The organism is Streptomyces sp. NPDC008238 (assembly GCF_042956445.1).
Classification (GTDB): Bacteria; Actinomycetota; Actinomycetes; order Streptomycetales; family Streptomycetaceae; genus Actinacidiphila.
The window spans coordinates 331,700-350,147 of record NZ_JBIBGK010000003.1 but is presented as its reverse complement, the minus strand read 5'-3'; the positions used below and the strand labels follow the sequence as shown (position 1 = coordinate 350,147).

The following is an 18,448-nucleotide window of genomic DNA, read 5'->3' as shown; positions in this document are numbered from 1 at the left end:
GGAGCCGTCGCCATGGGCCACTACAAGTCAAACCTTCGCGACATCGAGTTCAACCTCTTCGAGGTCCTCGGACGCGACAAGCTGTACGGGACCGGCCCGTTCGCCGAGATGGACGTCGAGACCGCCAAGGACATCCTGGGCGAGGTCGCGCGCCTCGCGGAGAACGAGCTCGCCGACTCCTTCGCGGACGCCGACCGCAACCCGCCGGTCTTCGACCCGGCGACCAGCACCGCCCCGGTGCCGGACTCCTTCAAGAAGAGCTACAAGGCCTTCATGGCCTCGGAGTACTGGCGCCTCGGCCTGCCCGAGGGCATCGGCGGCACCACCGCCCCGCCGTCCCTGATCTGGTCGTACGCGGAACTGATCCTCGGCTCCAACCCGGCCCTGTGGATGTACTCCTCCGGCCCGGCCTTCGCCCGCATCCTCTTCGAGGAGGGCAACGAGGTCCAGAAGAAGATCGCCTCGATCGCCGTCGAGAAGACCTGGGGCTCCACCATGGTCCTCACCGAGCCGGACGCCGGCTCGGACGTGGGCGCCGGCCGCACCAAGGCCGTCGAGCAGGAGGACGGCTCCTGGCACATCGAGGGCGTGAAGCGCTTCATCACCTCCGGCGAGCACGACATGGAGGAGAACATCCTCCACTACGTCCTCGCCCGCCCCGAGGGCGCCGGCGCCGGCACCAAGGGCCTGTCCCTCTTCCTCGTCCCGAAGTACCTCTTCGACTTCGAGACCGGCGAGCTGGGCGAGCGCAACGGCGTCTACGCCACGAACGTCGAGCACAAGATGGGCCTGAAGGCCTCCAACACCTGCGAGATGACCTTCGGCGACAAGCACCCCGCCAAGGGCTGGCTGATCGGCGACAAGCACGACGGCATCCGCCAGATGTTCCGCATCATCGAGTTCGCCCGCATGATGGTCGGCACGAAGGCGATCTCCACCCTCTCCACCGGCTACCTCAACGCGCTGGAGTACGCCAAGGAGCGCGTGCAGGGCCCGGACCTCGCGCAGTTCACGGACAAGTCCGCGCCGAAGGTCACCATCACCCACCACCCCGACGTGCGCCGCTCCCTGCTGACGCAGAAGGCCTACGCCGAGGGCATGCGCGCCCTGGTCCTCTACACCGCCTCCGTCCAGGACGCGATCGCCGCCGCCGAGGAGACCGGCGAGGAGGCCAAGGACCTCGAGGCCCTCAACGACCTGCTCCTGCCCATCGTCAAGGGCTACGGCTCCGAGAAGGGCTACGAGCAGCTCGCCCAGTCCCTGCAGATCTTCGGCGGCTCCGGCTTCCTGCAGGAGTACCCGATCGAGCAGTACATCCGCGACGCCAAGATTGACACCCTCTACGAGGGCACCACCGCGATCCAGGGCCAGGACTACTTCTTCCGGAAGATCGTCCGCAACCAGGGCGCCGCCCTCACCGCCCTCTCCGAGGAGATCAAGACCTTCCTCGCCGAGGCCACCGGCGGCGAGGAGCTCGCCGCCGCCCGCGAGCACCTCGCCAAGGCCGCCGTCGACCTGGAGGCCATCGTCGGCAAGATGCTCACCGACCTCGCCGCCACCGAGCAGGACGTCAAGAACATCTACAAGGTCGGCCTCAACACCACCCGCCTGCTGCTCGCCTCCGGCGACGTCGTCGTCGGCTACCTCCTGCTCAAGGGCGCCGCCGTCGCCGCCGCGAAGCTGGCCGCCGGCGCCGGCGCCAAGGACACCGCCTTCTACACCGGCAAGATCGCCGCGGCCAGGCACTTCGCCGCCGAGATCCTGCCCCAGGTCTCCGTCGCGCGGTCCGTCGCCGACGGCGTCAGCCTCGACATCATGGACCTGCCCGAAGAGGCGTTCTGACCCGGTCCTGACCGGTTCCGGCCGGGACCGATACGGCAACGGCGGCCCGCTCCTCCCTCGGGGAGCGGGCCGCCGCGCGTCCTTATGCTTGAAGCATGAACCCTCAGCCCCACTTCGGCCGCGGCCACACCGACGACCTCGCAGCGTTCCTCACCGCCAGCCCGTCGCAGTACCACGCGGTCGCGAGCGCCGCCGAGCGCCTGGAGAAGGCTGGATTCCAGCAGGTGGCCGAGACCGAGGCGTGGGGCGCCGAGGCGGGCGGCAGGTACGTGCTGCGGGGCGGGGCGATCATCGCCTGGTACGTGCCCGAGGGTGCCGGGCCCGCCACCCCTTTCCGGGTGGTCGGCGCGCACACCGACTCCACCAACCTGCGCGTCAAGCCGCGTCCCGATTCCGGCTCCTTCGGGTGGCGCCAGATCGCCGTCGAGATCTACGGCGGCGCCCTCCTCAACACCTGGCTCGACCGCGACCTGGGGGTGTCCGGCCGGCTGGTGCTGCGCGACAGTACGACGGCCCTGGTCCACGTCGACCGGCCGCTGCTGCGGGTGCCGCAACTCGCCGTCCACCTGGACCGCGGTGTCAACGACAACGGCCTCAAACTCGACAAGCAGCGCCACATGCAGCCCGTCTGGGGCCTCGGCGAGGTCGAGGAGGGCGCCCTGATCGCCTTCCTCGCGGAGGAGGGCGGGGTGGCCGCCGCCGACATCGTCGGCTGGGACCTGATGACCCACGACGTCCAGCCGCCCGCCTACCTCGGCCGCGACCGCGAGTTCCTGGCCGCGGGCCGGCTCGACAACCTGCTCTCCGTGCACGCCGGCACCGCCGCCCTGGCCGCCGTCGCCGGGGCCGACCTGCCGTACATCCCCGTGCTGGCCGCCTTCGACCACGAGGAGACCGGCAGCGAGTCCGACACCGGCGCCCTCGGCCCGCTGCTCGGCAACGTCCTGGAGCGTTCCGTCTTCGCCCGCGGCGGCAGCTACGAGGACCGCGCCCGCGCCTTCGCCGGCACGGTGTGCGCCTCCGCCGACACCGGCCACGCCGTCCACCCCAACTACGCGGAGAAGCACGACCCGACGCACCGCCCGATGCCCAACGGCGGCCCCATCCTCAAGGTCAACGTCAGCCAGCGCTACGCCACCGACGGCACCGGCCGCGGCGTCTTCGCCGCCGCCTGCGAGCGGGCGGGCGTGCCCTGGCAGGCCTTCGTCTCCAACAACGCCATGCCCTGCGGCACCACCATCGGCCCCATCACCGCCGCCCGGCACGGCATCGCGACCGTGGACGTCGGCGTGCCGATCCTCTCGATGCACTCCGCACGCGAACTGTGCGGCGCCGACGACCCGTTCCTGCTGGCCAGCGCCCTGAAGGCGTTCCTGGAGGGCTGAGCCCGCGCCCCCGCCGGCGAAGTCCGCCCGCAAGAAGCGGACTTCACCGGCGTCCGGCGGTCATGAGTCGCCCGCACCGGGGTACCCGAGTCCTACGAGTCCGTAGCGCCAACCCCGTTCGGAGGCGGACATCATGGGCATCGGTGGTTGCATCGGCCTGATCGCGGTGGGGGCCATCCTCACCTTCGCGACCGACTGGCACATGGCCGGGGTCAACCTCGACCTGGTCGGCCTGATCATGATGGCGGTCGGCGTCATCGGCCTGGCCGCGTACATCAGCATCTTCAAGAAGCGCCGGGTCGTGGAGCCGATGCCGGTGATGGACGAACGCGCCCGCAACTACCCGCACGTGTGACGGACGTGCGGATGCGTCAGGCGTCCATCCCGGCGAGCACCAGGGCGAGCCGGGTGTCCCCGTCGGCCGTCAGGCGGACGGGGACACCCCAGTCCTGCTGGTGCACGTGGCAGGCCGGGTACTCGTTGTCCGGGTCGTCGTCGCAGGACGCGGCCATGGCCGACACGTGGAGCACCCCCTCGCCGACGTCCCCGTTCAGGACGACGTCGCGGAAGAGGTCCGTGCCCTTGCCCGCGCCCTCCAGCAGCAGCTCCGGCGGCGTCGCGCTGACCAGCAGTCGCGTCGACGGGCCGTAGCGCTCGTCGAGCTTCTGGCCGGCCGGGGCGGAGAACACCACGTCCAGCCGCAGCGGCCCCGGCGCCACGTCCGTCGCGGGCCGCTGCGTACGGTGCGCCGCGCCCTCGACCCGCACCGCCTCCTCCGGCAGGCGCAGCCGCGTCAGCCGGTGGCGGGCGGACTCCACCACCACGATCTCCGCGCCGTCCAGCACCGCTCCCGACGGCTCCCGCAGGTCGGTGGCGAGCGTGGTGACCTCACCGGTCGCCGGGTCGAAGCGGCGCAGCGCGTGGTTGTACGTGTCGCTGACCGCGACCGACCCGTCGGGCAGCGCGGTCACCCCCAGCGGGTGCTGCAGCAGTGCCTGCTCCGCCGGGCCGTCGCGGTGGCCGAAGTCGAACAGCCCCGTGCCCACGGCGGTCCGCACCGCGTACCCCGGGCCCTCCGCGGCCCGCTCGACCCAGCGCAGCGCGCTGGTCTCGGAGTCCGCGACCCACAGCCGCTCCCCGGCCGCCGCCAGCCCCGACGGCTGGGCGAACCACGCCTGTTCCGCCGGCCCGTCGACCAGCCCCTCGTTGGTCGTCCCGGCCGCCACCGCGACCGTCCCGTCCGCCGGGTCGTACGTCCACAGCTGGTGGACGCCCGCCATGGCGATCCACACCCTGCCGTCCCACCACGCCAGGTCCCACGGCGAGGACAGGTCGGTCCCGAGCGCCGGGCCCGAGGTCGCCGACCCCTGCCACCACTGCTTCCCGGTGCCGGCCACCGTCTCCAGGGCGCCGCTCGCCGGGTCGAACGTCCGCAGCCGGTGGTTCACGGTGTCCGCGACGACCACGGTGCCGTCCGGCAGGAGCGCCAGGCCCTGGGGCTCGTTGAACTCCCCGGGGCCGCCGATGCGGCGTACGACGGTCTCGCCGTCCGGCTCCATCTCCACCAGCTGGTGCCGGGTCGAGTCGGACACCAGCAGGTTCCCCGACGGCAGCCGCAGCGCCTTCCCCGGGAACCGCAGGTCCGTGGCCACCGGCTCCGGCGGCACGTACGGCCCGTCGCCGCGGCGCAGCGTCCCCTTCGCCGCGTGCTCCGCCTCCAGCTCGGTGACCAGCGTCTCCAGCGCGTGCGCGTGGCCCTCACCGGAGTGCTGGGCGACGACGTACCCCTCCGGGTCGATCACGGTCAGCGTGGGCCAGGCCCGCACGGCGTACTGCTTCCACGTCGTGAGCTCCGGGTCGTCCAGCACCGGGTGGTGCACCCCGTACCGCTCCACCGCGTCCACGACCGACCGGTGCTCCGCCTCGTGCACGAACTTCGGCGAGTGGACGCCGACGATCACCACGGTGTCGCGGTGCTTCTCCTCCAGCTCGCGCAACTCGTCCAGGACGTGCAGGCAGTTGATGCAGCAGAAGGTCCAAAAATCAACGATAACGCACTTACCTCGCAGGTCGGCGAGGGTCAGCTGCCTGCCACCGGTGTTGAGCCAGCCGCCCTTGCCGACCAACTCGGGGGCGCGGACACGGGCACGGCGGGGCGTGGTGGAGGACGCGGGGGCAGAATCGTTCATGCTTCAAGGGTGCCATCCGGACGGGAACCCCGGAGCACACCCATGGGACGGCCGGCGACGGGGGAGCGACGGGTGGACGGGAACGGGACGACGGGCAGCGGGGCGGCAGCGGCGGAGCCGCGGGTCTTCATGGCACTGCCGGGACGCACGGAAGCCGGACTGGAGGCGTTCGAGGCCTGCCTGGCGGAGGTGGTCAGGTGCCTCGGGCTCATCGTCGCCCCCGGACCGGACGGCGACCCCCTGCGGACCTGGCGGCCTCGCGCCCGGACCGCCCTGCGCGAGGCCTGCCGCAGGGGCACGGTCCTCTCCGAGGAGTCCTTCGACGCGCTGCTCAGGGCGGCCGTCCACGATCCGGACCCGAGTTTCAACCGCCAGTTCGTCGAACCCGCCCTGAACGTCTTCGGGTACCGCCGCGTGCGGCTCGCGCTGCTCGGCCACCTGCGCACGGGCACGGACCGCGAGCGCGCGGGCGCCGCACGGGCCTGGTACTGGACGGCCCTGCCCCTGCGGATGCCCCTCGTACGGGCCGCGGACCCGACCGCCCTCGACGGGACGGCGCCCGGCGACGACCGGGCCGTCCTGGTGGCCGAGTGGAACGAGGCCGCCCTGCGCGAGTTCGTGGCCAACGAGGCCATCGACGTGCGGCGCTGCATCCTGCCGCTCCTGCCGCTGCGGAGGTCGGCCTACCCGCCGGAGCTGCACGCCGTGGTGGACGTGGCGGTCGCCACGGCCCGGTCCCATCCGGACGCCTACCTCCGGCACCGCGTGGAACACCAGGTCGGCGACTGACGCCCCTGCGCGACCTCGACCGGGACGGCGACGCCGACCTCCTGGCCTCCGAGGGCGCCTACCTCCCGTCGGGCGTGCTGCTGCCCGGCGGCACGAAGGGCATCACCGCTGGCCTCCGCCCGGGTGATCCCGCTGCGGGCCGCGTTCCCGCAGTAGCCGGGCCGGGGTCCGGCTCGACGACGGAAGGGCCCGGGCGGCCGCTCGCCCGGGCCCTCTCGTCCGCCGGCGCCGCCGCAGGTCAGGGGCGCAGGTCGCTCACGGCGTCCGTGGTGGCGACGAGGCCGGAATGGATGGTGGGGGCGAGGCTGGAACTGGCGAGGCAGAAGCCGAGGAGGACGCAGAGGATCGCGTGGGAGACCTTCAGCGACTTCGCCCGGAGCAGGATGAGCGTGATCACGATCAGGAGCAGGACCACGGAGATGGATACCGCCATGGCCGTATGACGTCACATATCGCCGCCCGGGTGGGGGCGACACGCGCGGGAAGGGCCCGGACGCACAAATGTCCGGGCCCTTCCCGTCGCCGTGTCCGAGGGCGGATCAGGCCCAGGTGATCAGGCGCTTGGGGTACTCCAGGACCGCCGCGACGTCGGCGAGGAACTTGGAGCCGAGCTCGCCGTCGACCAGGCGGTGGTCGAAGGAGAGCGCGAGCGTGGTGACCTGGCGGGGCTTGACCTTGCCCTTGTGGACCCAGGGCAGGTCCTTGACCGCGCCGAAGGCGAGGATCGCGGACTCCCCGGGGTTGAGGATGGGCGTGCCGGTGTCGACGCCGAAGACGCCGACGTTGGTGATGGTGATCGTGCCGCCCTGCATGGCGGCCGGCGAGGTCTTGCCCTCACGGGCCGTGGCGACCAGCTCACCGAGGGCGGACGCCAGTTCGGGCAGGGTCTTGGCCTGGGCGTCCTTGATGTTGGGGACGATCAGGCCGCGCGGGGTGGCCGCGGCGATGCCCAGGTTGACGTAACCCTTGTGGACGATCTCCTGGTTGGCCTCGTCCCAGGCGGCGTTGATCTCCGGGTTGCGGCGGATCGCGACCAGCAGGGCCTTGGCGACCAGCAGCAGCGGGCTGACCTTGAGCCCGGCGAAGGCCGGGTCGGTCTTCAGCTCCTGGACGAGCCGCATGGTCCGGGTGATGTCGAAGGTGACGAACTCGGTGACGTGCGGCGCGGTGAAGGCGCTGGCGACCATGGCCGCGGCCGTGGCCTTGCGGACGCCCTTGATCGGTACCCGGGTCTCCAGCACGCCCGCGGCGGGAGCCGGGGCGGCGGCGACCGGTGCCGCCTCCGCGACGGCGGTGACCCGTGCGGGGGCGGCCGGCGCGGCGGCGGGGGCCACCGCGTTCTGGACGTCCTCGCGGGTGATCGTGCCCTGCGGCCCGGTCGGGGTGACCGAGGCCAGGTCCACGCCCAGGTCCTTGGCGAGCTTGCGCACCGGCGGCTTCGCCAGCGGACGCACCTCGGCGGGTGCGAACGCCGTGGCGGCCGCCGCCGGGGCGACCGGGGCCACGGCGACCGGGGCCGGGGCGTGGCCGTTGAGCTCGCCCTGGACGGCCTGCTGCGCACCGGACTGCGCCGGCACGGCGGGCTGCTTGCGCGGCCGGCGCTTGGTCGACGAGACGGCGACGCCGTAGCCGACCAGCACGGGCTGCCGCTTCTGCTCGGGCTCCGCGGCGGGCGCCTGGGCGGTCCCGGCGGCCGCGGTCCCGGCGGCCGGCTCGGGGGCGGCCGCGGCGGGCTCCTCGCCCTCACCGGTGTCGACGGTGATGATCACCGTGCCGACGTCGACGGTCTCGCCCTCGGGGAAGCGCAGCTCGTGCACCACCCCGTCGAACGGGATCGGGAGCTCGACCGCGGCCTTGGCGGTCTCGACCTCGCAGACGACCTGGCCGTCGGTGACGGTGTCGCCGGGCTGGACGAACCACTTGAGGATCTCGGCCTCGGTGAGTCCCTCGCCGACGTCCGGCATCTTGAACTCACGGAAGCGCTGCGGTGCTGCCACTGTCGTCACAACCCTCTCCTCAGAACGCCATCGAGCGGTCGACGGCGTCCAGCACCCGGTCCAGACCGGGCAGGTACTCCTCCTCGACCCGGGCCGGCGGGTACGGGGCGTGGAAGCCGCCGACCCGCAGCACCGGGGCCTCGAGGTGGTAGAAGCAGCGCTCGGTGATGCGGGCGGCGATCTCCGCGCCCATGCCGAGCTGCACCGGCGCCTCGTGCACGACCACCAGGCGGCGGGTCTTCTCCACCGACGCCTGGACGGCGTCGAAGTCCAGCGGGGAGAGCGACCGCAGGTCCACGACCTCCAGGCTACGGCCCTCCTCGGCGGCCGCGGCGGCGGCCTCCAGGCAGACCTTCACCATCGGGCCGTAGGCGGCCAGGGTGAGGTCGGTGCCCTCCAGGGCGGTCCGGGCCTTGTGCAGCGGCGCGGGGATGCCGTCGGTGTCGACCTCGCCCTTGTCCCAGTAGCGGCGCTTGGGCTCGAAGAAGATCACCGGGTCGTCGGAGTCGATCGCCTGCTGCAGCATCCAGTAGGCGTCCTGCGGGGTCGACGGGGAGACGACCTTGAGACCGGCGGTGTGCGAGAAGTACGCCTCGGGCGACTCGCTGTGGTGCTCCACGGCGCCGATGCCGCCGCCGTAGGGGATGCGGATGACGACGGGCAGCTTGATCTTGCCCAGGGCGCGCGCGTGCATCTTCGCGAGCTGGGTGACGATCTGGTCGTACGCGGGGAAGACGAAGCCGTCGAACTGGATCTCCACGACGGGGCGGTAGCCACGCAGGGCCAGGCCGATCGCGGTGCCGACGATGCCGGACTCCGCGAGCGGGGTGTCGATCACCCGCTCCTCGCCGAAGTCCTTGTGCAGGCCGTCGGTGATCCGGAAGACACCGCCGAGCTTGCCGATGTCCTCACCCATGAGCACGACCTTGGGGTCGGTCTCCAGGGACTTGCGCAGCGCCTCGTTGAGGGCCTTGGCGATGGTCATCGTTGCCATGGTCAGTGACCCTCCGTGCTGTCCGCGAACGACGCCTGATAGGCGGCGAACTGGGCGCGCTCCTCGTCGACGAGGGCGTGGCCGTCGGCGTAGATGTTCTCGAAGATCGCCATCGGGTCGGGGTCGGGCATGGCGCGCACGGCCTCGCGGACCCGCTTGCCGAGCGCGACGCTCTCCGCCTCGACCTCGGCCAGGAAGGCCTCGTCGGCGATGCCCTGCTTCTCCAGGTAGGCCCGCAGCCGCAGGATCGGGTCCTTGTGCTCCCACTGCTCGCGCTCCTCGTCGAGGCGGTAGCGGGTGGGGTCGTCGGAGGTGGTGTGGGCGCCCATGCGGTACGTGAAGGCCTCGACGAGCATCGGGCCCTGGCCGGAGCGGGCGTGCTCCAGGGCGGCGCGGGTGACCGCGAGGACCGCGAGGACGTCGTTGCCGTCGACCCGTACGCCGGGGAAGCCGAAGCCGGCGGCGCGCTGGTAGATCGGCACGCGGCTCTGCTTCTCGGTGGGCTCGGAGATCGCCCACTGGTTGTTCTGGCAGAAGAAGACCACGGGGGCGTTGTAGACGGCGGCGAAGGTGAAGGCCTCCGCGACGTCGCCCTGGCTGGAGGCACCGTCGCCGAAGTAGGCGATGACGGCGGAGTCGGCGCCGTCCTTGGTGATGCCCATCGCGTAGCCGGTCGCGTGCAGCGTCTGGGAGCCGATCACGATCGTGTACAGCTGGAAGTTGTTCTCGTTCGGGTCCCAGCCGCCGTGGTTCACCCCGCGGAACATCCCGAGCAGGTTGACCGGGTCCACCCCGCGGCACCAGGCGACGCCGTGCTCGCGGTAGGTGGGGAAGACGTAGTCGTCCGGCCTGGTGGCCCGCCCCGAGCCGATCTGTGCGGCCTCCTGGCCCAGCAGGGACGCCCACAGACCCAGCTCGCCCTGCCGCTGCAGGGACGTGGCCTCCGCGTCGAACCGGCGGGTCAGGACCATGTCCCGGTACAGACCGCGCAGCTCTTCGGGGCTCAGGTCGATGGAGTACTCACTGTGCTGGACGCGCTCGCCCTCGGGGGTAAGGAGCTGTACCAGCTCCGGCTCGCCCTCACGGCGCTTCGCTCCACCGCGCGCGCCCGTACGGGGCGTACGGGGCTTCGCGGCAGTGCTTTTCACGCTCACGCTTGCTCCTCCGTCTGTCCGGCCCCCGGGATCCGCCGGCGGCCAGTGCGGCTCTGCCCGACTCGTCGCGGCGCACGGGGTGTGTGCGGCACGGCCGAGCCGGGAGTGTTGGTGACCCGGCAGGAGGCCCTGCGAAGTGAACGTTACCCACACCTTCCGCTTTCGCGCGAAGGGTGTTCTACCTGCGGTTTTGTTTGGATTTCCTAGTAAATGGACGTTCTCGCAGGCCACCGGGACAACGGCACGGTATCCCGAGGATCGATTCTTCGTAAGAGGTCGGCGCGGGTCGCGTGTGCAACGCTGAACTTGTGACCGAAAAGTCGGGCATTACGGTTTTCCTACTGGACGACCACGAAGTCGTCCGGCGCGGGGTGCACGAGCTCCTCTCCGCCGAGGACGGGATCGAGGTCGTCGGCGAGGCCGGCACGGCCGCCGAGGCACTGGCCCGGATCCCGGCGGTACGTCCCGACGTGGCGGTGCTGGACGTGCGCCTGCCGGACGGCAGCGGCGTCGAGGTGTGCCGCGAGATCCGCTCCTCCCAGCCCGGGATCGCCTGCCTGATGCTCACCTCCTACGCGGACGACGAGGCGCTCTTCGACGCGATCATGGCGGGCGCCTCCGGCTACGTGCTCAAGGACATCCGGGCCAGCGACCTGGTCGGCGCGGTCCGGGACGTCGCCGCGGGCCGGTCGCTGCTGGACCCGGTCGCCACCGCGCGCGTCCTGGAGCGGCTGCGCGGCGGCGGAGAGCGCCAGGAGGACCGCCTCTCCGACCTGACCGACCAGGAGAAGCGGATCCTCGACCTGATCGGCGAGGGCCTCACCAACCGGCAGATCGGCGACCGGCTGCACCTGGCGGAGAAGACCGTCAAGAACTACGTCTCCTCGCTGCTCGCCAAGCTCGGCATGCAGCGGCGCACCCAGGCCGCCGCCTACGTCGCACGGCTGCGCAGCGGCGGTCCGGCGGGCACGGGGACGGGGACGGGCCCCGGGCCGTCCGGATCCCGGCCACCCGGGCCCTGACCGTCCGGCCCCGCACGAGGCCCGCCCGGCGACCCACGTACCAGTCCGTATGCCGGACAAGGACTGCCCGTGCATACGCCTTGTATCTATGATGTGCGCATCATGACCCGGAGCCCCCTCGCGACCGCCGGCGCCACCGCCGAGCCGTCCGCCAAGCAGCCACCCGCCGCCGAGCGGGTCTACACGCACGTCAAGCGGGCGGTGCTCGACCGCCGCTACGAGGGCGGCACGCTCCTGAGCGAGGGCGAACTGGCCGAGGCGGTGGGCGTCTCGCGCACCCCCGTCCGCGAGGCCCTGCTGCGCCTGGAGGCCGAGGGCCTGCTGAAGCTCTACCCGAAGAAGGGCGCGCTGGTGCTGCCGGTGTCCGCCCAGGAGATCGCGGACGTCGTGGAGACCCGGCTGCTGGTGGAACGCCACGCGGTAACGAAGGTTGCGCCCGCGCCCGAGCGGCTGCTGACCCGCCTGGAGGAGCTGCTGGACGAGCAGCGCGGCCACGCCGCCACGGGCGACCTGGCCGCCTTCGCGGCGGCCGACCGCTGCTTCCACGCCGAGATCGTGCGCGCCGCGGGCAACCGCATCCTGTCCCATCTGTACGACCAGCTGAGGGACCGTCAACTGCGCATGGGGGTGGCGACGATGCACGCCGAACCGGGCCGCATCGCCAAGAACGTCGCCGAACACACCGAGATCCTCGCTGCGTTGCGCGCCGGGGACACCGCCGCGGCGGCCACGCTGGTCGAACGGCACGTCAGCTGGGTGAGCCACCTGGCCCGGGGGGAGTGATGGCGACGAGTGCCACCACCACCGGTGAACCGCCCGGCGGCACCAGGGCCGTCGCCGTCTGGAGCATCGGCACCCTCGTCTACACGGTCGCGGTCGTGCACCGCACCAGCCTCGGCGTCGCCGGCATCGACGCCGCGGAGCGTTTCCACATCGGCGCCTCGGCGCTGTCCACCTTCTCGATCCTTCAGGTGCTGGTCTACGCGGGCATGCAGATACCCGTGGGCCTGATGGTCGACCGACTCGGCACCAAGAAGGTGCTGAGCATCGGCATCGTCCTGTTCACCGCGGGCCAGCTCGGCTTCGCCCTCTCGCACGCGTACGGACCGGCGCTCGCCGCCCGCGCGGTGCTGGGCTGCGGCGACGCCATGACCTTCGTCAGCGTGCTGCGGCTCGGCTCGCGCTGGTTCCCGGCCCGGCGCGGACCCATGATCGCGCAGGGTGCCGCGCTGTTCGGCGTGGCGGGCAACCTCCTGAGCACCGTGCTGCTGGCGCGGCTGCTGCACTCCGCGGGCTGGACCCCCACCTTCGTCGGGACGGCCCTGGGCGGCGCGCTCGTCCTCGTCCTGGTGCTGCTCTTCATGAAGGACCACCCCGAGGGCTTCGAGCCGGCGCCCCCCGAGCACCCCGGGCGCGGTTACGTGAAGCGGCAGATCGCCGCCGCCTGGCGCGAGCCCGGCACCCGGCTGGGCATGTGGACGCACTTCACCACCCAGTTCTCCGGGATGGTCTTCCTGCTGCTGTGGGGACTGCCGTACCTGGTCGAGGACCAGGGGCTGTCGCGCGAGACCGCGGGCACCCTGCTGACGGTGGTCGTGATCGCCAACATGGTCTTCGGGATGCTCTTCGGGCAGATCATCGGCCGCCACCACGGCGCCCGGATGCCGCTCACCCTCGGCGTCGTCGGGGCGACGGCGGTGATGTGGGCGGTGGTCCTGGTCTGGCCCGCGGACCACGCCCCCCTGTGGCTGCTCGTGCTGCTCTGCGTCGTGCTGGGCACCTGCGGCCCGGCGTCGATGATCGGCTTCGACTTCGCCCGCCCGGCGAACCCGCCCGAGCGCTTCGGCACCGCCTCCGGCATCGTCAACATCGGCGGCTTCACCGCCTCGATGGCCGCGCTGCTGGCCATCGGCGTCCTGCTGGACGCGAGCGGCGACGACTACCGGGTGGCCTGGAGCAGCGTCTTCGTGCTCCAGGCGTTCGGCCTGGTGCAGATCCTGCGGCTGCGCGGCCGGGCCGCGCGGCTGGAGCGGCAGCGCATCGCCGTCAGCCGCGTCGAGAGCGTCCACGTCCCCGCCGGGACATGAACGCTCCCCCGGGCGTCACTGTGTGACGGCGATGTTCGCCAGGATCGCGTCGGCCAGCGACTGGTCGCCCTCCGTCTTCAGCCGGTCCTCCACCGCGTGCGCACGCGTGCGACCGCAGGTCAGCCGGACGAAGGTCTCCCAGTCCAGGGTCAGCGTGACCGCCGGGCCGAGCGAGACGCTGCCGTCGATCGAACCGTGGCCTTCGGGGTCGACCCGGACCGTCCGCATGAACTCCAGCTCACCGTGGACGTCGAACACCACGGCGGAACCCGCCGGGGCGCCCGCGCGCTCGGCGACGACCTTCGGCAGCTCGGACAGGATGTGGTCCCGGGCCACGGCGGCGCCCGCCGAGTCCAGGTTGCCGGGCTCGCCCAGCGCCCGGCGCAGGTCCTGCTCGTGCACCCACACGTCGAAGACCCGCCACTTCAGCAGCTCCCCGAGGGTCATCTCCCGGCCCATGGGGCCGCGGACGGTGTCCTGCGCGCCACGGGTCTCGTTCCGCAGCTGCCGCGACCGGCGGATGATGGTGTAGTCGAGCTCGCCGACCACCTCGGGAGCGGTGTGGTGCCGCCGCTTGTCGACCGGCACCTCGACGTAGCGGGCGTGCTCCGTGGTCATGTGCCGCAGGTCGCTGGGGAGCGTGTGGATGGGCCGCGGATCGCCCAGCAGCTCGCACTCGAACGCGATCACGTGCGAGACGACGTCGCGCACGGACCAGTACGGGCACTCGGTCGGCCGGTTCCAGGCACCCGCCGGAACGGGGCGGACCAACTCGGCTATGGATTCTATGGAGTGGGTCCAGGCGTCGATGTACGGCTGGATCTGGCTGTGGACGGTGCCGGTCACGGGACCCCTCGACGGTCGGTGCGCGGTCGTGGTGTGCGCCTTAAATTACGCTGCGCAGTGACACCACGGGAGTGCTTTCGTGTGACGATCGTAGGCCCGCAACAACGTGCCGAACTCATGGGCGGTGGTACTGTGCGCGTTTCCCTGCTCCAGATCGACGTCGACCACGGCGAGGCGGTGGACGCCCGGCGCGAACGGGTCGCGTCGCTCGTCCGCGCACAAGCCGGTTCGGACCTGGTCGTCCTGCCCGAACTGTGGCCCGTCGGGGCCTTCGCGGCCGATCTTTTCCAGCCAGAGGCCGAACCGCTGCGGGGCCCCACCGCCGAGGTCATGAGCGCCGCCGCGCTCGACGCGGGCGTCTGGCTGCACGCCGGGTCGATCGTCGAACGCGCCGGCGGCGGCGCGCTGTACAACACCTCCCTGCTCTTCTCCCCCGACGGCGAACTGCGCGCGACCTACCGCAAGATCCACCGCTTCGGCTTCGACCGGGGCGAGGCCGTGCTCATGAGCGCCGGCGACCGCGTCGTCACCAGCGACGTCCAGGGCGTCCCCGTGGGCCTGGCCACCTGCTACGACCTGCGCTTCCCCGAGATGTTCCGGCTGCTCGTCGACGCGGGCGCCACCCTGGTCGTCCTCCCGGCCGGCTGGCCCGCGCGACGCCGTGAGCACTGGACGCTGCTGGCCCGGGCCCGGGCGATCGAGTCGCAGGCCTACGTGGTGGCCTGCGGCACCGCGGGCACCCACGCCGGGGTGGAGCTGGCCGGGCACAGCGTCGTCGTCGACCCCTGGGGCGCCGTCGTCGCCGAGGCCGGACCGGGCGAGGAGGTCCTCACCGCCGACCTCGACCCGGGCCTGGTGGGCAAGACCCGGGCGGACTTCCCGGTACTGCGCGACCGCGTGCTGGGCGTGCCGGCGCCGGATTCGGCACCGGTGCCCGATTCGGCCGGTTGAGACCGTATGGCCCCATCAGGGACCATCGACCCCGGAGGTGGGGGCTGAGTGCTCTGCGCCGCCGGGGGCCCCGCCCGGCAGGGTGGTTCCCATGGAATTCGAGGGGCGCGCTGCGCTGGCGCTGCTGGGAAGGGTTCGGTACGGGCGGCTGGCGCTGACGCGGGGGGCCCTGCCGTACATCGCCGTGGCCCGGCACGTCGTCGACGACGGCTCCGTGCTGATCCGCACCGACCGCTCGTGGGGCGTGGACGGCAGGGTCGTGGCCTACCAGGCGGACGACCTCGAAGCGGGCTGGGCGGTGCAGTTCCTCGGCACGGCCCGCGCGTTCCGCCCTTCGACGGCACAACGGGCGCTCTTCGGCACAGATCATCAAAACGATACAAGCCGGGAGCCGGGCCATGTGTACGTACGGCTCGACCCGCGAGTCCACCACCGGAATGATCTAGCATCTGCCTGGTGATCGGGAGTTCGGCGACGGCGCCGCCCTCCGCCGGGACACTGGACACCCTGCTGCGCCGATACACGGACGCCGGCGCCCCGCTGTCCTGCGAACCCGTTGCCCAGGGCCTACTGAACCGGGGATTCCGGCTGGCCACCACCCGCGGCCGCTACTTCCTCAAGCTGTACGTCGACAGCGCCACCGCGGACTCCGCCGTCATCGCCCGCCAGCACCGGGCGACCCAGCGGCTGGACGAGGTGGGCCTGCCCGTCGCCCCGCCGGTGCCGGACGCCGACGGCCGCACCGTCGCCGTGGTCGGCGGCCGCTGCTTCGCGCTCTACCCCTGGGTGGAGGGACGGCACCGCGAAGGCGGCGAACTCACCACCGGCGACTCCCGCCGCCTGGGCGCGCTGCTCGGTCTCGTGCACACGACGCTGGCCCAGGTGCAGCCCGCCCCCGAGCCGGGCCGGCACGCCAGCGCCGACCCCGAACTGACCTACGCGCTGATCACCGCGCTGCTGCGCCGGGTGCGCGACCGCGCGCCGCGCGAGACCTTCGACGAACTGGCCGAGCACCGGCTGCTGGAGCGCCGCGCCCTGCTGGAACGTCACGCCCACCGCCGCCCGCCCGACGCCGCCGGCCCGGTGTCCGGCTGGGTGCACGGCGACTTCCACCCGCTCAACCTGCTCTACCGCGAGGACGAACCCGTCGCCATCGTCGACTGGGACCGGCTCGGCGTGCAGCCGCGCGCCGAGGAGGCGGTACGGGCCGCCGTGATCTTCTTCGTGCAGCCCGGCGGCGCCCTGGACCTCGACAAGATCCGCGCGTACGCCCGGGCCTACCGCGGCGCCGCGGGCGTGGCGGAGGACGAACTGGCCGCCGCCGTGCACCGGGTGTGGTGGGAGCGGCTCAACGACTTCTGGATGCTGCGCTGGCGCTACGTCCTCGACGACCGCAGGACCGACCCCCTCTTCCCGGCCTCGTCCGCCCTGGTCGTCTGGTGGACCGCGGCGTACGAGGCCGTGCTGGAGGCCTTCACCGGCTGACCCGGGCTGCCGGCGGTGTGGTCACCGGCCGCCGGCGGCCATCGGTCATCGCCGGTCAGTTACCCGTGACGCCGCCGTCCGCGCCCTCGGTGCCGGCCGTACCGCCGGACGCCTCACCCGAGGTGCCCTCGGTGCCGCCCGCGGTCTCGGTCGGGGTCGGCGTCGGCGTCGGTGGCGCGGAGCTGGCCGGGGCGCTCGGCTCCTTCGTCGGCGCCTGCGAGGTCACGGGGGCCTCCGAGGTCGGCCGTGTGTAGGTGGGGGACGAGTTGTAGGACGGCTTCTCGGTGACGCCTCCGGTGCCCTCCTGCGTACCGCCCGTGGTGTCGTCCTGGGTCGGCTGCGAGGTCGGCTTCTCCGGCTGCGACTGCGTCGGCGTCACCTTCTCCGCCGGGGGCTTCTTGTCGCCTGTGTTGGCGACGGCGAAGTAGATGCCGAGGGCGACCGCGAGCACCGCCGCGACCACGAAGAGCACCGGCTTGACCCAGCGCCCGCCGCCGTGCGGGGGCCGCCCGCCGCCGTAGCCGTGGTCGCCGCCGTCACCGCCGGGCGGCCCGAGCAGCAGGGGCGGCTGCAACTCCGAGGTGTGGTGCGCGTTCTGCTGCCCGTACTGCGGGGGGACGCCCATCGGCGCGGTCGGGGCGGCCTGCGGCGCGGGCACGTAGCCGGTGTTCCAGGTGCCGGTGTGGCCGCCGCGCTCGTTGAGCATGCCCAGCGCGTACTGGACGACGCCGCGCATCTCCTCGGCGGTCTGGAAGCGGTCGTCCGGGTGCTTGGCGAGCGCGTGCAGCACCAGCCCGTCCAGCTCCGGCGGCACCCGGTCGCTGAGCTCGGAGGGCGGCCGCGGCTCGTCCTGGACGTGCTGGTAGACCACCGACAGCGGGGTCTCGCCGGTGAACGGCGGCCGCAGCGCGAGGAGTTCGTAGAGCAGGCAGCCCGTCGCGTACAGGTCGGAGCGGGTGTCGACCGTCTTGCCGAGCGCCTGCTCCGGCGACAGGTACTGCGGGGTGCCCATGACCATGCCGGTCTGCGTCATCGTGGTCGAGGCGCCGTGCAGCGCCCGCGCGATGCCGAAGTCCATCACCTTCACCGCGCCGGTGTTGGTGATGATCACGTTCGCCGGCTTGATGTCCCGGTGGACGATGCCGTGCGCGTGGCTGTAGGCCAGCGCCTCCAGCACGCCCGAGACGATGATGAGCGCCTGGTCGACCGGCGGCGGCTCGTCGGACCCCAGCAGCAGGTCGCGGATCGTGCGGCCCTCGACGAGCTCCATCACGATGTACGGCACGGTACCGCCCGGCGTGACGTCCTCGCCCGAGTCGTACACCGCCACCACCGCATGGTGGTTGAGCCCGGCGACCGACTGCGCCTCACGCGTGAAACGGGCCTTGGAGACCGGGTCCTCGGCGAGGTCGGAACGGAGCAGCTTGACGGCCACCGTCCGCCCCAGGCGCACGTCCTCGGCCGCGAAGACCTCGGCCATGCCGCCGCGTCCGAGACGCCCGGTCAGCCGGTAGCGGCCGTCTCCGACCAGGCCTCCGGCGCCCCACTGCTCAGGCGAGTCGGGCACGCCCCGGCCGTCGGCAGAGGGCTCGTCAGGGCCCCCGGCGGCTGTCGTCTGTGCCATCAGTCCTCGCCGTCGATCGTCGCCGTACAGGGTCCTCCAGCGCACCACGCTACCGCGTTCGGCGACGGACGCGCTCCCGTGCC

17 protein-coding genes are annotated in these 18,448 nt (G+C 72.4%); 10 read left to right on the top strand and 7 right to left on the bottom strand.

The window, feature by feature from the left end; genetic code table 11:
- Positions 1-12 precede the first annotated feature (12 nt).
- The 3 genes from ACFZAU_RS10435 (at position 13) to ACFZAU_RS10425 (ending at position 3,582) form a co-directional block, all read left to right on the top strand.
- Entirely contained in the window at positions 13-1,842 is a 1,830-nt protein-coding gene (locus ACFZAU_RS10435; protein ID WP_500551811.1) for an acyl-CoA dehydrogenase, read from the top strand.
- A 95-nt stretch (positions 1,843-1,937) separates the two neighbouring features.
- A complete protein-coding gene (locus tag ACFZAU_RS10430; protein ID WP_500551810.1) occupies positions 1,938-3,227 on the top strand; it encodes a M18 family aminopeptidase in 1,290 nt (429 codons plus the stop codon).
- A 133-nt stretch (positions 3,228-3,360) separates the two neighbouring features.
- A complete protein-coding gene (locus ACFZAU_RS10425) occupies positions 3,361-3,582 on the top strand; it encodes a hypothetical protein (protein WP_018559143.1) in 222 nt (73 codons plus the stop codon).
- A gap of 16 nt (positions 3,583-3,598) precedes the next feature.
- Here ACFZAU_RS10425 and ACFZAU_RS10420 read toward each other — a convergent pair whose 3' ends face one another.
- Positions 3,599-5,416: an NHL domain-containing thioredoxin family protein gene (locus tag ACFZAU_RS10420; protein WP_500551809.1), complete on the bottom strand. Its 1,818-nt coding sequence runs from the start codon at positions 5,414-5,416 to the stop codon at positions 3,599-3,601.
- A 72-nt stretch (positions 5,417-5,488) separates the two neighbouring features.
- On the opposite strand from ACFZAU_RS10420, the gene ACFZAU_RS10415 reads away from it, so the two are divergent.
- Positions 5,489-6,205, top strand: a complete 717-nt coding sequence (locus ACFZAU_RS10415; protein ID WP_500551808.1) for a hypothetical protein — start codon at positions 5,489-5,491, stop codon at positions 6,203-6,205.
- A gap of 238 nt (positions 6,206-6,443) precedes the next feature.
- Here the strand turns inward: ACFZAU_RS10415 and ACFZAU_RS10410 are convergent, their stop codons facing one another.
- From ACFZAU_RS10410 to pdhA, 4 genes are all read right to left on the bottom strand, one after another.
- Positions 6,444-6,638, bottom strand: a complete 195-nt coding sequence (locus ACFZAU_RS10410) for a hypothetical protein (RefSeq protein WP_406266671.1) — start codon at positions 6,636-6,638, stop codon at positions 6,444-6,446.
- Positions 6,639-6,744: 106 nt separating this feature from the next.
- On the bottom strand, positions 6,745-8,169 hold the full coding sequence (locus tag ACFZAU_RS10405; RefSeq protein WP_500552077.1) for a dihydrolipoamide acetyltransferase family protein: 1,425 nt from the start codon (positions 8,167-8,169) through the stop codon (positions 6,745-6,747).
- 52 nt (positions 8,170-8,221) lie between these two features.
- On the bottom strand, positions 8,222-9,196 hold the full coding sequence (locus ACFZAU_RS10400) for an alpha-ketoacid dehydrogenase subunit beta (protein ID WP_499604504.1): 975 nt from the start codon (positions 9,194-9,196) through the stop codon (positions 8,222-8,224).
- 2 nt (positions 9,197-9,198) lie between these two features.
- Positions 9,199-10,350 (bottom strand): pyruvate dehydrogenase (acetyl-transferring) E1 component subunit alpha, encoded by a 1,152-nt coding sequence (gene pdhA / locus ACFZAU_RS10395; RefSeq protein WP_500551807.1) that lies wholly within the window; start codon positions 10,348-10,350, stop codon positions 9,199-9,201.
- 308 nt (positions 10,351-10,658) lie between these two features.
- On the opposite strand from pdhA, the gene ACFZAU_RS10390 reads away from it, so the two are divergent.
- The 3 genes from ACFZAU_RS10390 (at position 10,659) to ACFZAU_RS10380 (ending at position 13,459) form a co-directional block, all read left to right on the top strand.
- Positions 10,659-11,372 (top strand): response regulator, encoded by a 714-nt coding sequence (locus ACFZAU_RS10390; protein WP_500551806.1) that lies wholly within the window; start codon positions 10,659-10,661, stop codon positions 11,370-11,372.
- 102 nt (positions 11,373-11,474) lie between these two features.
- Complete coding sequence (locus ACFZAU_RS10385; protein WP_500551805.1) at positions 11,475-12,155, top strand: GntR family transcriptional regulator; 681 nt, start codon at positions 11,475-11,477, stop codon at positions 12,153-12,155.
- The gene (locus tag ACFZAU_RS10380) at positions 12,155-13,459 is read left to right on the top strand and encodes an MFS transporter (RefSeq protein ID WP_500551804.1); all 1,305 of its coding nucleotides are present in this window, start codon (positions 12,155-12,157) and stop codon (positions 13,457-13,459) included. The genes ACFZAU_RS10385 and ACFZAU_RS10380 overlap by 1 nt, the downstream gene beginning before the upstream one ends.
- Positions 13,460-13,474: 15 nt before the next feature.
- Here ACFZAU_RS10380 and ACFZAU_RS10375 read toward each other — a convergent pair whose 3' ends face one another.
- On the bottom strand, positions 13,475-14,305 hold the full coding sequence (locus tag ACFZAU_RS10375; protein WP_500551803.1) for a maleylpyruvate isomerase family mycothiol-dependent enzyme: 831 nt from the start codon (positions 14,303-14,305) through the stop codon (positions 13,475-13,477).
- A 132-nt stretch (positions 14,306-14,437) separates the two neighbouring features.
- Between ACFZAU_RS10375 and ACFZAU_RS10370 the strand changes: the two genes are divergently transcribed.
- The 3 genes from ACFZAU_RS10370 to ACFZAU_RS10360 all read left to right on the top strand — a co-directional run bounded on the left by ACFZAU_RS10370 (position 14,438) and on the right by ACFZAU_RS10360 (position 16,741).
- Positions 14,438-15,256, top strand: a complete 819-nt coding sequence (locus ACFZAU_RS10370; RefSeq protein WP_500552076.1) for a carbon-nitrogen family hydrolase — start codon at positions 14,438-14,440, stop codon at positions 15,254-15,256.
- 91 nt (positions 15,257-15,347) lie between these two features.
- Positions 15,348-15,716, top strand: coding sequence for a pyridoxamine 5'-phosphate oxidase family protein (locus tag ACFZAU_RS10365; RefSeq protein WP_500551802.1), 369 nt, complete (start codon positions 15,348-15,350; stop codon positions 15,714-15,716).
- Positions 15,713-16,741 (top strand): phosphotransferase, encoded by a 1,029-nt coding sequence (locus tag ACFZAU_RS10360; protein ID WP_500460878.1) that lies wholly within the window; start codon positions 15,713-15,715, stop codon positions 16,739-16,741. Before ACFZAU_RS10365 ends, ACFZAU_RS10360 begins: the two co-directional genes overlap by 4 nt.
- A 55-nt stretch (positions 16,742-16,796) precedes the next feature.
- Here ACFZAU_RS10360 and ACFZAU_RS10355 read toward each other — a convergent pair whose 3' ends face one another.
- Complete coding sequence (locus tag ACFZAU_RS10355; RefSeq protein WP_500551801.1) at positions 16,797-18,365, bottom strand: protein kinase domain-containing protein; 1,569 nt, start codon at positions 18,363-18,365, stop codon at positions 16,797-16,799.
- Between the last annotated feature and the right edge of the window lie 83 nt (positions 18,366-18,448).

Bases quoted from the DNA above. Each gene is read 5' to 3' on its own strand.
- ACFZAU_RS10355 (WP_500551801.1), bottom strand. From the start codon at position 18,365: ATGGCACAGACGACAGCCGCCGGGGGCCCTGACGAGCCCTCTGCCGAC.
- ACFZAU_RS10425 (WP_018559143.1), top strand. From the start codon at position 3,361: ATGGGCATCGGTGGTTGCATCGGCCTGATCGCGGTGGGGGCCATCCTC.
- ACFZAU_RS10430 (WP_500551810.1), top strand. From the start codon at position 1,938: ATGAACCCTCAGCCCCACTTCGGCCGCGGCCACACCGACGACCTCGCA.
- ACFZAU_RS10420 (WP_500551809.1), bottom strand. From the start codon at position 5,416: ATGAACGATTCTGCCCCCGCGTCCTCCACCACGCCCCGCCGTGCCCGT.
- ACFZAU_RS10435 (WP_500551811.1), top strand. From the start codon at position 13: ATGGGCCACTACAAGTCAAACCTTCGCGACATCGAGTTCAACCTCTTC.
- ACFZAU_RS10365 (WP_500551802.1), top strand. From the start codon at position 15,348: ATGGAATTCGAGGGGCGCGCTGCGCTGGCGCTGCTGGGAAGGGTTCGG.
- ACFZAU_RS10410 (WP_406266671.1), bottom strand. From the start codon at position 6,638: ATGGCGGTATCCATCTCCGTGGTCCTGCTCCTGATCGTGATCACGCTC.
- ACFZAU_RS10385 (WP_500551805.1), top strand. From the start codon at position 11,475: ATGACCCGGAGCCCCCTCGCGACCGCCGGCGCCACCGCCGAGCCGTCC.
- ACFZAU_RS10380 (WP_500551804.1), top strand. From the start codon at position 12,155: ATGGCGACGAGTGCCACCACCACCGGTGAACCGCCCGGCGGCACCAGG.
- ACFZAU_RS10400 (WP_499604504.1), bottom strand. From the start codon at position 9,196: ATGGCAACGATGACCATCGCCAAGGCCCTCAACGAGGCGCTGCGCAAG.
- ACFZAU_RS10405 (WP_500552077.1), bottom strand. From the start codon at position 8,169: ATGCCGGACGTCGGCGAGGGACTCACCGAGGCCGAGATCCTCAAGTGG.